The following is a 13835-nucleotide window of genomic DNA, read 5'->3' on the forward strand; positions in this document are numbered from 1 at the left end:
ACATTACTTGCAATAGCAAGAGAGTTGCGAGATGGAGTGAACTGCATTTTCTGTTATGCCAATTGACACAACATCAGGCTTCCCTCTAGCTTCGTGCCATGCCCGAAACAAGAGGGCGAGGTCGCCCCCGCAAGAACCCGCAGGCACTGGCCCGTTGGACTCCGCCGGAGGGCTGGTCCCGGCTGGTGGCATGGGTCTCACCCGAGGAGAAGAAGGCCCTCAAGCGCGTCGCCGTCGAGGCGGAGGTGTCGGTGGCCGATCTGGTGCGCTCCCTGGCGGGCGGACTGGCCGCAGGGGTGATCGACGCGGAAGAGCTCATCCAACAGGTCCGAAAGGGTATGCAGGTCATGGAGAAGATCCCCACCCTGTTCGAACGGGACGACCGCTTCCGGGTCATCGACCGGCCCCGCGCCGAATGCGCGTGGGTCTTCGAGGGCGAGGGGACTCCGACCGAGAAGCTGGACGGCACGAACGTCCGGCTCACCGTCCGTTCCGGCCGGCTGGTACGGGTGGAGAAGCGCCGCAACCCCAGCAAGGCGCAGAAGCAGCAGGGCATCGTGGACGGCTGGTACGTCGACACGGACGAGTACGCGGCCGACGACAAGTGGATCCTGGCCGCCGCCCGCAACACCGACGTCTCCGGCTGGCCGGACGACGAACACCCCTGCGAGGCACTGGGCCCGCGCATCCAGGGCAATCCGCTGGCACTGGACGACCACCTGTGCGTGCCGTTCAACCTCGAAGTCCCGATCTACCAGGACGTGCCGCGCAGTTACACGGGCTTGAGGGACTTCCTCGACAAGCTCGAGAGCCGATACGCCCCGGGGCACGTGGCCGAGGGGATCGTGTTCCACCACCCCGACGGGCGCCGCGCCAAGATCAAGCGCAAGGACTTTCCGCAGGGCAACTGACGCTCTTCACAGTCGACTTGGTGCCACCGGGCGACACCCGGTGGCACCACGGTCAGGGCGAGACGGCCGACCTCGGGAATGTGCTGGACCGATCAGCCCGCTGTCGCGTTCCGCGGCGCCTCCGCTCGCGTGAACGCGTGACTGCGCTCCACCTTCGCCACATGCAGTGTGTAGCTCTGGTACCACTGGTCCCGCCCGCGCTGCTGAGCCGCGCGGTGCTCGGCATTGCGCCGCCACTCCGTGAGGGCGTCGGCGTCGCGGAAGTACCCGACCGTGATGCCCAGCCCGCCGGGGGTCTGTGCGTGATCCATCCCCAGGTACCCGGGAATGTCCTTCACCAGGTCCTCCATGCGTGCGTTGGTCTCGCCGTAACCGCTCTGGTCCTGGGCGCGCACGGTGGTGAAGACCGCCGCGTAGTAAGGGGGTTCAAAGGCCCCGACGGGCGCGACAGGCGCTTCCGAGTGATCATCCATGGCGCCACCGTAAGGCGGGACGCACCCGACGGGCCAGTGCCTTTCGGACGATCACGGCGCTGCCCGGGACGAACACGCCGGCCACTGCTGTCAGCGCGTCTGCACCCATACCGCCAGCAGACCCACCACGGCCGTGCCCGCCCCGTAGCACGCGCCCCGGAGGAACTGGGCGGCCGCGACGCGTCGACGTCGTAAGACCCACCGCGCGAGGTCGCACGTCACGCGGCCGCCGTACGCTCCCGTGGTGGACAGCCATCGTCCGACGGCCCCCCGTCGGCCCGAAGGTGTCGCTTTCCCCGTGGAGCACCCCGACCGGACGAACCGTACTTTCATGGCGATTGCACCTGCCTTCCGCGGGTGGGGGTCACCGGCCGGCCGGGGCCGGGATCGGGTGGCCTGCCTGTGCCGGACGGAGCAGCCGGAAGGTGACCCGGCCGTCGGCGTCGATGCGGGCACCGTGCACCGCGGGCTCGGGCAGGCTGTTGTAGTGGAAGGGCGTGGAGAAGTAGTACGCGCCGGTGTCCGGGACGACGACGAGGTCGCCGACGTCGAGGAGGGGAAGGGCGCGGTCGCGGGCCAGCAGATCGCCGGCGAAGCAGCACGGGCCCGCGACGTCCTGGTGCACGGGCCGGCCGCGCTTGGCCCGGCCACGGGGGTCGTGCGCCTCTACGCGCAGGGGCCACGCGTCGGGGGCGAACGCCGTCCGCGTGGCGACCTGTGCGCCCGCGTGGGTGATGGCGATGGGACGCCCGCCGACGGTCTTGGTGTATTCGACGTACGCGGCCATGAACCCGTTCTTCGCCAGCACGGAACGGCCGAACTCGGTGACGATCTCGTACCGGCCCGAGAACAGGGCCGGTGCCTGCGCGCGCAGGTGGTCCACATAGGTGTCGAAGCCGGGCGTCGTCTCGTCGCTGTCGAAGTTGACCGACAGTCCGCCCCCGACGTCGATGCCGGTGACCTGCCGACGGCCGAGGTGGCTGTTGATCTCCTCGGCGAACTCGACCGCCGTCGCGACCCCCCGGGCGATCAGGTCCGGGGGGCAGCCCTGCGAGCCGACGTGCGTGTGCAGCCAGGTGAGCCAGGGGCGGTCCTTGTACGTCTGGAGCAGGCGTCGCCGGTTGCCCTCGTCCGCCAGCGGGATGCCGAACTTCGAGGTCGCGGTGGCCGTGCTCATGGCGGTGATCGAGCCGGCTCCGATCTGGGGGTTGATGCGCACGCCGAGCCGCGAGTCGGTGGAGCGGGTCGCCAGTATCTCGTCCAGTCGCTCGAGTTCCTGGAAGCTGTCCGCGTTCACCGCGACTCCCAGGTCCAGCGCCCAGGCGAGTTCCTGCCGAGACTTGGCCGGGGAGTCGAACACGATGTGAGCGGGGTCGAAACCCGCCTCCAGCGCCTGGGCGAGCTCCCCGGCGCTGGCGACCTCGCAGCCCATGCCGCTGCGGCGCAGTTCGTCGAGCACGGGCACCAGGCAGTTCGCCTTGGCTGCGAACGCGTGCAGGACCCGCAGGGAGTCGGGGAACGCCCTGTGCAGGGACGCCACGGTCTCGTTGACGCCGTCGAGATCGACGAACCCCGCCAGCACGACCGTCTCGGGTTCCAGGAGTCCCTCCTGCACCGCTGCCCGCAGAATCCGCTCACGCCGGTCGGCCCTGTCGTGACCACTCACGCCGCACCCTCCCTGGGTCGAGGTCTGACCGCCCCTCGGTTGCCGTGGGGCGGACCACCAGCGTCCCGTCGCGACGGTGCCGACGTCTTCGTCCCAGGTTCCGGTGTTCCGCCGGGTGGTTCTCACCGTGGAGCGAAATCCCGGGCCCGGGGCCGCCTCCGTTGTGCGCGGGCACGAAGGAACCGCCCGTTCTTCGTGGCGGACGACCGGGCGCTCAGGTTTCCCGGCCGCCGCGGTCGAGGAGGCGCAGTTGCAGTTGGGCGAGGAGGCGGGCGTCCGGGCTGCGCAGGTCGAGCCCGGACACCTCGGTGATCCTGCCGATCCGGTGGCGCAGGCTGTTCGCGTGCACCCCGAGCGCCCGGGCGGTCTCCGGCACATGACCGAAGTGGTCGAGGTAGGCCCGCAGGGTGCGCACCATGGTGTCCCCGCCCTGTCCGGCGTCGTACGCGACCAGGCGCGCCACCGGTGTCCCCGGTGCCAGGGCCGATCCCGTCAGTCTGTCCAGCATCTGGTCCAGGGCGATCGTCTCGGCGACCTCGTCGGCGCGGGCGACGCTACGGTGCTCCCCCGGCGAGAGCAGGGCCCGCAGCGCCAGGTCCGCCGACCGGCGGGACTCGGGCAGGTCCGCCAGGGACTCGACGACCGTGCCCAGACCGATGCGCGCCCGCGGGCCGAACACGTCGGACACCTGCCGGACGAGGGACGTCCCCAGCCGCGCGACCTGCTCGGCGGCCCGCCGCGGGTCCTGGTGCAGCGCGCCCACCAGGACCAGGGCCCCCTGGTCGACCGGGATCACCACCGGTGTGAGGTCGTTCGCCCCGCAGCACACCGTCAGCAGGGCGCACAGTCGTCCGGCTTCCACCCCTTTACCGGCGGCGTCTCCGGGACGCACCGACAGGGCGGCGCAGTGCCCGTCCGCCGCGATCCCGGTGAGTTCGCTCAGCGTGCCGGCCGATCCGCGTCCGTCGAGCAGCGCTCGGGCCGCCTCCTCGACCAGTCGGGCGTGGGTACGGTGCGACCGGTGGTGGAGCAGATGTGCGGCGGCCGCCCGCGCCGCCGATCGCAGCGTGTCGGAGGCGTGCGACGGGAGGTCGCCGCCCGCGGCCGCCACCCAGATCGAGCCCAGGATCTCGCCGCCGGCCCGCACCGCCACGACCAGCCGTTCGGGGTTGTCCCCGTGGGCCGGCCGGTGGATGACGTCCCCCGAACCCCACAGCGCCCGGAAGAACCCGGCCTCCGACATGGCGGCCACGCGCCACTCCGGCACGCGCCGGGCGAGGATCGTCAGCCGGCGCATCTCGTCCACGTCCTCCTTCGTGGACGAGTACGCAAGCACCCGGGACTCCACGTCCTCGATCGTCACCGCGCCGCCGACGAGGACCGCGACCGCGTCGGCCAGTCCGTTCAGGTCACCCGGCGCCACCGCCGGGTCGGCGGGGACCCCGCACAGGACGAGTCCGGCCCGCAGCGCGCCGACCAGCTCGGTCCAGCCGCACCACGCCGTACGCAGGAGCACCGCCAGGCCGGCTTCCTCTGCGGCCGCCCACAGCGCGGCCGAGGGCCGCCCCGACCGGCCCTGTCCGAAGACCACCGCGGCCGCTCCCGATGCGGCGGCCTCGCGCACGACGTCGACGGCGGCGGCCGACTGCGGATCGACGCCCACGGCCAGCAGCACCTGTCCGCGCGGCTGCCCGGGCTCCAGCGGGTCGAGCATCATGACTCCGTCGACCACGGCTTCCAGACCGTGCGAGGCCGTGTGCGGCTCCAGCGCACCGGCCCCCATGACCGACAGCAGTCTGTCCAGCGTCGGCCTCGATGCGGCAGCGTCCCCCTGTTCGACGATGCTGTTCGGCACCATCCGGCCCCCCGTCACGGTCGGTCAGTCGCGTGACGGTGAGTGTATGAGCCGAACCGGCGGCGGTGCGACCACTCTCGTGGGGCGGTCGCACCACCGCCGGCGGGCTGCGCCGGAGCGGCGCGGGAGGTCAGCTGGTGAAGGTGAACCAGTTGACGTTGGTGAAGTCCGCACCGCTGCCCGACGAGAAGACCAGGTAGACGTCGTGGACTCCGGTGGCGGAGGCGACGATGTTCGCCGGAACGGTCTGCCAGGTCTGCCAGCCGCCGCTGCCGGCGAAGTTGATCTCGGCGATCTTCGTGCCGGTCGTGCTGTCGAGCCGTACCTGGACGGCGCCGCTGACCCCGGCCGCCGCGCCCGACGCCAGCCGGGCCTTGAACTGGGTCGGGGAGGCCGAACCGAAGTCGACGGAGGAGAACTTCAGCCAGTCACCGTTTCCGATGTAGCCCACGTCGCTGCCGCCGCCGGTGTCGGAACAGCTTTCGGTGGTGGTCCCGTTCTGCGCCGAGAAGGACTCGGCCTGGATGGTGCTGTAGGCGCTGACGCCGCCCGTGCCTCCACCCGATCCGCCGCCGGTGCCGCCTGCGCCCAGGGTGACGCTCCACGAGGTGGGCGCCCCGTCCTGGATGTGCCCGTCGACGGGGGCCGAGCCGGTCGGGCCGACGTCGTCGTACGGGAAGGCGTAGCCGATGCTGGCGTACTTGTGGACCAGCCGCGCGTAGTGGTTGGTGATCGAGTCGGTGTAGTACTGCGAGGGCGTCACACCGTCGGGGTTGTTGTTCCCGCCCGAGACCAGGAGCGAGCTGCGGTTGATCGCGGCCGCGAGCCGGGCGGCTATCGCCCCGCGGGCGTCTCCCCCGGAGTTGTAGAGGGGGCCTGACGCGCAGCCGAAGATGTCGACGGCGCTCGGCTTGGTGAACGGCACGCCGTTGGTGTTGAGACCGGAGAAGACGATGGCGTTGCCGGAGACGGTGCCGGTGTAGGAACCGATGCCGCCCTGGCCGTTGATGGTCAGCGGGGTGGTGGCGTAGTGGCTCCAGACCCGGTTCAGGTAGTCGTTCCAGTAGCCGCCGAAGTCGACCGGCGAGTGCACGGGCGCCATGACGCGCAGCACCCCGCCGGAGGAGTCGGTGACCACCAGCTTGTCCCAGGGGGCACCGTCGGACGCGTGCTGCGCCTGGAGGCCGGAGGCGATGGAGGCGAGGGCGCCGGAGGGCAGCGGCGTGACCGACTGGTTGCCCCCGCTGCCGGTGCTCGACATCGAGATCGGCAGCGCCACCATGTCCACGTACGAGATGTTCGCGTAGAGGTTGGCGCTGTTGAAGGTGAACTCGCAGAACGTCCAGTTGGTCGAGTAGTTGGGGTCGCCACTGGTCAGGGCGGGCTGCACCACACCGGGCACGGTGCCCGGGTTGACGAAGAACTGGAGCTTCTTGCCGACCGAGAAATAGATGCGGCCGCTGATGACGTAATTGGTCAGGTTGACGATGGTGGCGGCCGAGCCGGAGGCGCCCAGCGGGATGGAGTAGTCGGCGATGGGGGTCACCGCGGACGACGGGTTGGGCAGCCGGTTCAGGGTGCCGTTCGCCGAGACGAAGACCGGCCAGCCGCTGCTGTCGGTACCGGATATGTAGGCGTAGACGGTGTCCTGACCGGAGTTGTTCGCCAGTTTCACGGGGAGCGAGACTCCCGCCGCCGCCGCGGTGGACGTCAGCGGCGAGATCGGTGACAGCGGGCTGAGCGCGGCCGCACCGGTGACGGCGCCGGCCGCGGCAAGGAAGGAACGTCGGGAAACCACAGTGGGGCCCTCCCAGAGGGAGTGATGGTCCGTCAACTGGATGACGGTTGGGGGGTGTTGTGTCATGGGGAGTTCTGTGCGGACGTTATTGGACTGGACCAATAACGTCAAGGTTACGGAACCATTACGTCCATGCGACTGCGAGTCGGACGTACGCAACCATGATCGTCATGGACGCTCGCTTCCTCGGCATCGCCGAGCTCACCGAAGTCCCGGCCGTGGCGGTCGTGGTCGACGTCATGCGCGCCTTCACCGTGGCGGCCCGGGCCTTTGCCCAGGGAGCGGAAAGGATCGTTCTCGCCGAGTCGCCGGCCCAGGCCCTGGCGCTCAAGGCCCGTCACCCGCGCTGGGTGGCGATCAAGGACGGTCCGCCCGCCCCCGGGTTCGACGCCGTCAACTCGCCAGGGCTGCTGCGGTCCGTCGACCTCGACGGGCGGACCGTCGTACAGAAGACCACGGCGGGGACGGTCGGCGCCCTGGCGGTCAAGGAGGCGTCGCTGGTGCTGTGCGCCGGCTTCGTGGTGGCGGAGGCGACGGCTCAGGTCCTGCGGACACGTGAGTGCGACCGGGTCACGTTCGTGGTCACGGGCGAGGACGGCCGGGCCGAGGAGGATCTGGCCTGCGCTCAATACATCGCCGGGAGAGCCGGCGAGGCCGGGACCGACGTCGGCGTGTTCCTCCGGCGCGCCGCCGCGTCACGCGCCGCCGCCGAGCTGACGGAGGGAGTGCGTCAAGGCGTCCATCCTGATGACGTCGCGCTCTGCCTCGAGGCCGACCGCTTCCCGTTCGCCATGGTGGCGGCCATGGAGGACTCGCTCATGGTCCTCCGCCCGTACGACGTCCCCCCGCCCTCGCCATCGCCGTCGCCCACCGACGAGGCGTCGACCGTCACTCCTCCCCGGAGAACCGCCCCCAGGCCGACTGACGGGTGATGCCGAGCGCCTCTCCGATCCTGGCCCAGGTCACGCCGCGCCGCCGCAGCTCCATGACCCACATGCGCAGATCGGCCTCGACCTGGTCGGCGACGGCCGCGACCCGTGGCAGCCGGGCCAGCATCTCGGCGTCGGTCAGCTCGCCCCACATGGGCATCCGCAGCTCGGTCGGGGCGGGGTAGTACTCGGCCACGATCGAGGCGGCCAGGTCCACGCACTTGTCGCAGATGTGCACCCCGGGACCGGCGATCAGCTTGGTCACCTCCGCCTCGGGCCTGCCGCAGAACGAGCATGCCCGGCCGTCGTGCTCCATCGTCCCCGCGGACATGCGGCCCCTCCTCCGACGATCGGCTTCCTGTCAGGCCGATCCTGACAGCCACCGTACGACTGTCAGGGCCACCCTGACAAGCGTAGGACCCTGCACCCGGAGGCCGACCGGGCGTACCGACAGGTCCGTGGTCCATACTCTGGGCCGGATCTCGGGAGGGCATGTCCATGCAATACAGCGATCGGTGCGCACGAGCAGTCCCGCGAGCGGCGGCCGTCGTCGTCGCCGCTGTCCTGATGAGCAGTTGTTCGTCGGGCGAACCCGCGCAGGCCAAGGAGTGGCAGGAGAACTACTGCGCCGAACTGGGCGCCTGGCAGGACGCCAGGCGCGCCACTACCACCGACGCGGAGGACACCGGTGACAGTGACGGACAGTCGGCCCCGACGTCCGAGTCCGACGCTCTCGGAGCGGCGAGGACGCTGGTCATCGCCGCCGCGAAGAAGCTCGCCCGGGAAGGCCTCGAGCGCGACGGCGGCCACATCCTCGACGACACCGTGTACGCCGTCGGCGGCGACGCCGGAGCCGAGAGCCGTGCGGTGTCCTATTGCGACAGCTCGGGATTCGAGACACTGGTCGGCTGAGCCGGCCGACGCCGGGGCCGCGCGGGTACGGCGACCCGCACCGCGGACCGCCTCGCGGCCGGCGCCGTCACCCCGCCCGGCTGGCGGACCTCACTTCTCCGCCCGCTGCGTGACGTCCGCTTCGGTGCGGTCGCCCAGGAACTCGTACCAGCGGCGCTCCAGACACACGTAACGCACGTCCGCCTCGACGAGGCCGAGGAATCCCGACACGGTCTCGGTGAGGCGTTCGTGCAGCCCCGCGTCGATCAGCCGGCCGTCCTCGGCGAAGGCCTGGTAGCTGTCGGCCAGGCTGAACATGTCCGGGTAGACGCGGGTGCCCAGATGCTCCAGCGGCACCCGCAGCGCCCACAGCCCGCGGTTCCCGCCCACCAGGGACGGCGAGGCGGACACGAGCAGGGCGTGCTTGGTCTTGAACGGCTGCGGCCGGACGCGGGAGACCCAGTCGATCGCGTTCTTCAGCACGCCCGGAACGGAGGCGTTGTACTCCGGGGAGGCGATGACGAAGGCGTCACTGCGGTCCAGCCGGTCGCGCAGGGCCAGCGCGCCGGGCGGCAGCCCCTCGGCCGCCTCCACGTCACCGTCGTACAGGGGCATGTCGAAGTCGCGCATCAAGGCGAGATCGACACCGGCCCCGGCGTCGGAGACGAGCCGAGCCACCAGGGCCGCGAGGCGGGCATTGACCGAGTCGGCGCGCAGTGACGCGCCGAACACCAGCACCCGCAGCGGGCCGGGACGTGTGTCGGTGGTCATGGACAGTCCTTCCGTCGCAGGCACATGCCTACCGCGAGGCGCTCACAGAACGAGTCTGGTCGGGAAAGAGCCACCGTGCGACCGACAGGCAGCGAGCCCCTGGATACTTGATTGACCATTCCAGAAAAAGCGCTAGGCTTGCCGCATGGCACGCACCAGGGAGTTCGACATCGACCAGGCGGTGGACCGCGCCATGGACCTGTTCTGGCGCCGCGGCTACGCCGAGACATCACTGCAGGACCTGCTGAAGGAGCTGTCGATAGGCAGCGGGAGCTTCTACGCGGCCTTCGGCTCGAAGGAGCAGCTCTACCTCCGCTCCCTGGAGCGCTACACCTCCCTCCAGCACGACGACCTGGAGAAGACCCTCGGCGAAGCTCCCGAGATCCTGCCCGCCGTCCGCAAGGTGCTCGCCGCGCTGATCGAGGCGGACCTGGCCGACCCCACGCGCGGCTGTCTCGTGGTCAACGCCTCCACCCAGTGCGGCGACCTGCCGTCCGCGGCGGACCGCGTCACCATCGCGATCCGGCAGGTCGAGTCGTTCCTCGCCGGCGCCCTGGAGCGGGCACGGACACGGGGCGAGCTCTCCCCGGAGAAGGACCCGAGGGAACTGGCCCGGTTCCTCACCACGTTCCTCCAGGGAGTCCGGGTCGTCGGCCGGGCACGCATGGGGCGGGAGTTCGCGCAGGACGCCCTGTCGGCCGCGATGCGCGTACTGGACTGAGGGTCACACGCATTCCCCGTCGAGGTCGGGACGGACAACTCCCGTCCGCGACCACCACCGCGACCGAGGCCGCGGAAAGTCGTAACCAGATTATGTATCAATCATTCCAGAAAGGGATCGTCATGGAACTCCAGCTCAAGGACAAGGTCGCCGTCGTCACCGGAGCCAGCAAGGGAATCGGCCTGGCCATCGTCGAGAAGCTGGCCCGCGAAGGAGTCAGGGTCGTGGCCGGCAGCCGCTCCTCCACCCCGGAACTGGACGCCCTCGCCGCCGAGCACGACGTCACGATCGTGCCGGTCGACCTGTCCACCGCACAGGGAGCCGAGACCTTGATCCAGCAGGCCGTGGAGCGGCATCAGCATCTGGACATCCTGGTCAACAACGTCGGCGCCGCCGAGCCCCGCCCGTCCTTCCTCGAGGTCGACGACGCCGCATGGCAGCGGATCTTCGACCTGACCTTCTTCAGCGCCGTACGCGCCAGCCGCGCGGCCCTCCCCCACCTGATCGCGGCAGACGGCGCGGCCATCGTGAACATCAGCTCGATCAACGCCCGGCTGCCCTTCCCCATGGTCGTCGACTACTCGGCGGCCAAGGCCGCCCTGACCAACCTCAACAAGTCCCTGTCCGAGGAGTTCGCACCGCAGGGCGTGCGCGTCAACGCGATCGCCCCCGGCCCGGTCCGCACACCGTTCTGGACCGCGCCGGGCGGCTTCGCCGACGCCACCGCCGCGAGTGCCGGCATCACCGCCCAGGAAGCGCTGGACGTCGCCGTACCGCAGAACATGGGGATCACCACCGGGCGGATCACCGAGGCGCACGAGGTCGCCGACCTCGTCCTGTTCCTCGCCTCGCCCCTGGCCGCCAACATCACGGGCACGGAGACCCTCATCGACGGCGGCCAGACCAAGACGCTCTGAGGTCCCTTCCGACGGATCTCCTCGGCTGCGCGTGTAACAGGACTGTATTACCGGCCGGTCGGGCGGAACGGAGTGCCCGGCCGGGCCGGTCTTGGTGGTCGTCACAGACGCTCGCTCATACCGAGCAGCCTGGTCCGCCCGCCGACACCGAGGAAGAATCGATGCGCGTTCACCAGCTCACCTTCGCCGCCCTGGCCGTCGCCGCAGGGCTCTCGCTCACGGCCTGCCAGAGCGGCGCCGACAGTACCGGACAGAGCGCGCCCTCCACCGCGTCCACAGCACCCTCCTCGACCGGCGGTTCGGCTGCGGACGGTTCGACGGCGGGCGGTTCGGACCAGGACGGCGGGAAGGACACCGCCGGGCAGGGCTCCGCCGGAACGGGCTCCGCGGGGAAGGGCACGGCCGCCGGGAGCGGCTCCGGTTCCGGCACGAGCGGCACGGCCACCGGCCGGTGCCACACCGCCGAGCTGGAGATCACGGCGAAGGACGACTTCATCGACGGCGACCCCGACGGCACCGTCGTGGTGGAGCTGAAGAACCGCGGCAGCCGCGACTGCACCCTGTCCGGGTACGCGGGCGTCGACCTGAAGACCAGCGCGGGGTCGCTGTCCGCGAAGCGGACCGGTACGCCGGCCGGCCCGGCCGTCCTCAAGAGCGGGCAGTCCATCGCCTTCGGCATCGACTACCCGCTCAACACCTCGGGCGGCTCCGGCGTGCGCATCACGGGTCTGCTGGTGACCCCGCCGAACGAGACCGGCACGGTCACCCTCGCCTGGCCCGGCGCCGGCACGCTGCCCGTCACGGAGGGCGGCGGTACGCCCGTGAAGGTGGGCCCGATCGGCAGCGCCGGCCAGGGCGGCTGACCCGTACATCCGGGCACCGAGACGGGGCGTCCGCCCCAACGTCTACGCGCGGTAAGACCGTTGTACATCACCCTCGTACAACCATCCGCCGCAATCGGACGTCTGAACGGATGCCCCGGGATCGACCATGGGGCGGATCCGGCACGGACCGGACGGCCGGACCCCGCCGTAGGGGCGGCGCAGTACAGACGGAGGACCGTGGACACGCAAGGCGGCAGGAACATCGACCCCGCGGACCAGTGGGTCCTCGACCCGGAGACCGGTGACTACCGGCTACGCACGGACACCGGTGACGCTCCGGCCGCCACCGTGCCGGAGCAGCGCGGGCGTCGCGCGCGCCACGAGGCGGAGCGGCGCACCGTCCCGGCACCGGACGAGGGCACCCACAACGGCAGCGGTACGGGCGAGGGCACCCGCCGCGGCGGCCCGGCGAAGTCCCGGAAGGCCAAGCGGTCCACGAAGCGCAGGGTCCTGGTGTGGACCGCGGGGACGCTGGGTTTCGTGCTGGTGGCGGGCAGCACCGGGGCCTATCTGCTGTACCGGCACTTCAACGACAACATCAGCACGGTGGACGTCGGCAACGCGGGCAGCAAGAACGCGACCAGCGACGACGCGGTGAACATCCTCGTCATCGGCACCGACAGCCGAATAGGCCTGGGCGCGAAGTACGGCGACGCCGGCAGCGTGGGCCACGCCGACACCACGATCCTCTTCCACGTGGCGAAGGACCGGTCGAACGCGACGGCGATGAGCATCCCGCGCGACATGGTCACCGGCATCCCGGCCTGCCCGACCAAGCAGAAGGACGGCTCCACCAAGACGATCAAGGGCACGCCCCAGGCATCTTTCAGTCCGCGTTTCAACGAGAGCCTCGGCCAGGAGGGCCGCGACCCGGGTTGCACCATGCGGACCGTCTCCGAGATCACCGGCCTGCCGATCGACCACTTCATCCTGGTCAACTTCGAGGCCGTGAAGACGCTCTCCTCGGCGGTCGGAGGCGTGCCGATCTGCCTGACCCACCCCATCGACGACACGGACGAGCGGGGTCAGGGCTCCCACCTGAAACTGTCCGCCGGACCGCACACGGTCCAGGGCGAACAGGCCCTGCAGTTCGTCAGGACCCGTCACTCGCTGAAGAACGGCAGCGACCTGGACCGCATCGACCTGCAGAAGCAGTTCCTGAGTTCGATGATCCGCCAGATGAAGTCCGGCGACACCCTCAGCGATCCCACGAAGCTGTTCAAACTGGCGAACGCGGCCACCAAGTCGCTCACCGTGGACACCGGCATCGGCGGTGTCGACAAGCTCACCGCCCTCGCCAAGGATCTCAACCGGGTCGATTCCGAGCACATCACCTTCACGACCCTGCCGGTCGTCGACAATCCGGCCGAGGGGAAGAACCACCGGACCGTCGTCATCGACCAGACCAGGGCGCCCGCACTGTTCACGGCGATCAAGAACGACGTCTCGCTGACCGAGGTCGCGAAGAAGCCCTCGACGTCCGACTCCAAGCTCAAGGGCCCCAAGGCGGACGCGTCGCAGGTCCGGGTCACCGTCTACAACGGCGGTGGCCCCCAGGGCGCGGCGCAGACCACCCTGGAGTGGCTCCAGAACACCAAGGGCGTCGCCCACTCCACCAACGGCGGCAACGCCCCCGGGGCGAAGCAGGACCGTACGACCTTGGCCTACGCTCCCGAGCAGGCCGACCAGGCCCGGGCGCTCGCCGCGATGATGGGCCTGTCCGCCTCGGCACTCCACCCCGCCACGGCCGCCTCCGGGTCCGGCACGGACGGCTCCGGGACCGGCAAGGACATGACACTCACCCTCGGACGCGACTTCAACGGCCCCGGGGTGGCGCTCACCGACCCGGCCAAGCCCCCGACCGACATCCCGCAGTCACAGGCCGACAAGAAGGAGTGCGTCGGCTGACGGCGGGCGGGACGGGCGGCTCGGCGGCGACGGGACGTACGCAGCCCCCTTCGCCGCCCGGTACGACGGGGCGCGGCCGTCACCCGGGTCGTCCGGCCGCGCGGCCGGACG

The 13835-nt window shown here is 70.6% G+C and carries 13 protein-coding genes; 7 read left to right on the plus strand and 6 right to left on the minus strand.

What is annotated here, in order from left to right; all coding sequences use genetic code 11:
- Nucleotides 1-98 precede the first annotated feature (98 nt).
- Complete coding sequence (locus ACWC24_RS27930; protein WP_450665640.1) at nucleotides 99-911, plus strand: hypothetical protein; 813 nt, start codon at nucleotides 99-101, stop codon at nucleotides 909-911.
- Nucleotides 912-1003: 92 nt separating this feature from the next.
- Here the strand turns inward: ACWC24_RS27930 and ACWC24_RS27935 are convergent, their stop codons facing one another.
- The 4 genes from ACWC24_RS27935 to ACWC24_RS27950 all read right to left on the minus strand — a co-directional run bounded on the left by ACWC24_RS27935 (nucleotide 1004) and on the right by ACWC24_RS27950 (nucleotide 6703).
- Entirely contained in the window at nucleotides 1004-1384 is a 381-nt protein-coding gene (locus ACWC24_RS27935) for an antibiotic biosynthesis monooxygenase family protein (protein ID WP_450665641.1), read from the minus strand.
- 364 nt (nucleotides 1385-1748) lie between these two features.
- Entirely contained in the window at nucleotides 1749-3050 is a 1302-nt protein-coding gene (locus ACWC24_RS27940; protein WP_450665642.1) for a diaminopimelate decarboxylase, read from the minus strand.
- Between the two features lie 214 nt (nucleotides 3051-3264).
- Nucleotides 3265-4908 (minus strand): PucR family transcriptional regulator, encoded by a 1644-nt coding sequence (locus ACWC24_RS27945; protein ID WP_450665643.1) that lies wholly within the window; start codon nucleotides 4906-4908, stop codon nucleotides 3265-3267.
- Between the two features lie 127 nt (nucleotides 4909-5035).
- Entirely contained in the window at nucleotides 5036-6703 is a 1668-nt protein-coding gene (locus ACWC24_RS27950; RefSeq protein ID WP_450665644.1) for a beta-1,3-glucanase family protein, read from the minus strand.
- Nucleotides 6704-6873: 170 nt separating this feature from the next.
- Here ACWC24_RS27950 and ACWC24_RS27955 point away from each other — a divergent pair, with 170 nt between their 5' ends.
- The gene (locus tag ACWC24_RS27955) at nucleotides 6874-7635 is read left to right on the plus strand and encodes a 2-phosphosulfolactate phosphatase (protein ID WP_450665645.1); all 762 of its coding nucleotides are present in this window, start codon (nucleotides 6874-6876) and stop codon (nucleotides 7633-7635) included.
- On the opposite strand, the gene ACWC24_RS27960 is transcribed toward ACWC24_RS27955, so the two are convergent.
- Entirely contained in the window at nucleotides 7592-7963 is a 372-nt protein-coding gene (locus ACWC24_RS27960) for a ClpX C4-type zinc finger protein (RefSeq protein WP_450665646.1), read from the minus strand. The two genes, ACWC24_RS27955 and ACWC24_RS27960, sit on opposite strands and share 44 nt — an antisense overlap.
- A gap of 167 nt (nucleotides 7964-8130) precedes the next feature.
- On the opposite strand from ACWC24_RS27960, the gene ACWC24_RS27965 reads away from it, so the two are divergent.
- On the plus strand, nucleotides 8131-8544 hold the full coding sequence (locus tag ACWC24_RS27965) for a hypothetical protein (protein WP_450665647.1): 414 nt from the start codon (nucleotides 8131-8133) through the stop codon (nucleotides 8542-8544).
- A gap of 90 nt (nucleotides 8545-8634) precedes the next feature.
- Here ACWC24_RS27965 and ACWC24_RS27970 read toward each other — a convergent pair whose 3' ends face one another.
- On the minus strand, nucleotides 8635-9294 hold the full coding sequence (locus tag ACWC24_RS27970) for an NADPH-dependent FMN reductase (protein ID WP_450665648.1): 660 nt from the start codon (nucleotides 9292-9294) through the stop codon (nucleotides 8635-8637).
- Between the two features lie 145 nt (nucleotides 9295-9439).
- Between ACWC24_RS27970 and ACWC24_RS27975 the strand changes: the two genes are divergently transcribed.
- From ACWC24_RS27975 to ACWC24_RS27990, 4 genes are all read left to right on the plus strand, one after another.
- Nucleotides 9440-10015 (plus strand): TetR/AcrR family transcriptional regulator, encoded by a 576-nt coding sequence (locus tag ACWC24_RS27975; RefSeq protein ID WP_450665649.1) that lies wholly within the window; start codon nucleotides 9440-9442, stop codon nucleotides 10013-10015.
- A 122-nt stretch (nucleotides 10016-10137) separates the two neighbouring features.
- Nucleotides 10138-10932, plus strand: a complete 795-nt coding sequence (locus tag ACWC24_RS27980; protein WP_450665650.1) for an SDR family NAD(P)-dependent oxidoreductase — start codon at nucleotides 10138-10140, stop codon at nucleotides 10930-10932.
- A 161-nt stretch (nucleotides 10933-11093) separates the two neighbouring features.
- The gene (locus ACWC24_RS27985; RefSeq protein WP_450665651.1) at nucleotides 11094-11795 is read left to right on the plus strand and encodes a DUF4232 domain-containing protein; all 702 of its coding nucleotides are present in this window, start codon (nucleotides 11094-11096) and stop codon (nucleotides 11793-11795) included.
- Between the two features lie 198 nt (nucleotides 11796-11993).
- Nucleotides 11994-13724 (plus strand): LCP family protein, encoded by a 1731-nt coding sequence (locus ACWC24_RS27990; RefSeq protein WP_450665652.1) that lies wholly within the window; start codon nucleotides 11994-11996, stop codon nucleotides 13722-13724.
- Nucleotides 13725-13835: the final 111 nt, after the last annotated feature.

This window comes from Streptomyces sp. NPDC001443 (genome assembly GCF_053597355.1).

Bases quoted from the DNA above. Each gene is read 5' to 3' on its own strand.
- ACWC24_RS27930 (WP_450665640.1), top strand. From the start codon at position 99: ATGCCCGAAACAAGAGGGCGAGGTCGCCCCCGCAAGAACCCGCAGGCA.
- ACWC24_RS27935 (WP_450665641.1), bottom strand. From the start codon at position 1,384: ATGGATGATCACTCGGAAGCGCCTGTCGCGCCCGTCGGGGCCTTTGAA.
- ACWC24_RS27945 (WP_450665643.1), bottom strand. From the start codon at position 4,908: ATGGTGCCGAACAGCATCGTCGAACAGGGGGACGCTGCCGCATCGAGG.
- ACWC24_RS27955 (WP_450665645.1), top strand. From the start codon at position 6,874: ATGGACGCTCGCTTCCTCGGCATCGCCGAGCTCACCGAAGTCCCGGCC.
- ACWC24_RS27960 (WP_450665646.1), bottom strand. From the start codon at position 7,963: ATGTCCGCGGGGACGATGGAGCACGACGGCCGGGCATGCTCGTTCTGC.
- ACWC24_RS27965 (WP_450665647.1), top strand. From the start codon at position 8,131: ATGCAATACAGCGATCGGTGCGCACGAGCAGTCCCGCGAGCGGCGGCC.
- ACWC24_RS27970 (WP_450665648.1), bottom strand. From the start codon at position 9,294: ATGACCACCGACACACGTCCCGGCCCGCTGCGGGTGCTGGTGTTCGGC.
- ACWC24_RS27975 (WP_450665649.1), top strand. From the start codon at position 9,440: ATGGCACGCACCAGGGAGTTCGACATCGACCAGGCGGTGGACCGCGCC.
- ACWC24_RS27980 (WP_450665650.1), top strand. From the start codon at position 10,138: ATGGAACTCCAGCTCAAGGACAAGGTCGCCGTCGTCACCGGAGCCAGC.
- ACWC24_RS27985 (WP_450665651.1), top strand. From the start codon at position 11,094: ATGCGCGTTCACCAGCTCACCTTCGCCGCCCTGGCCGTCGCCGCAGGG.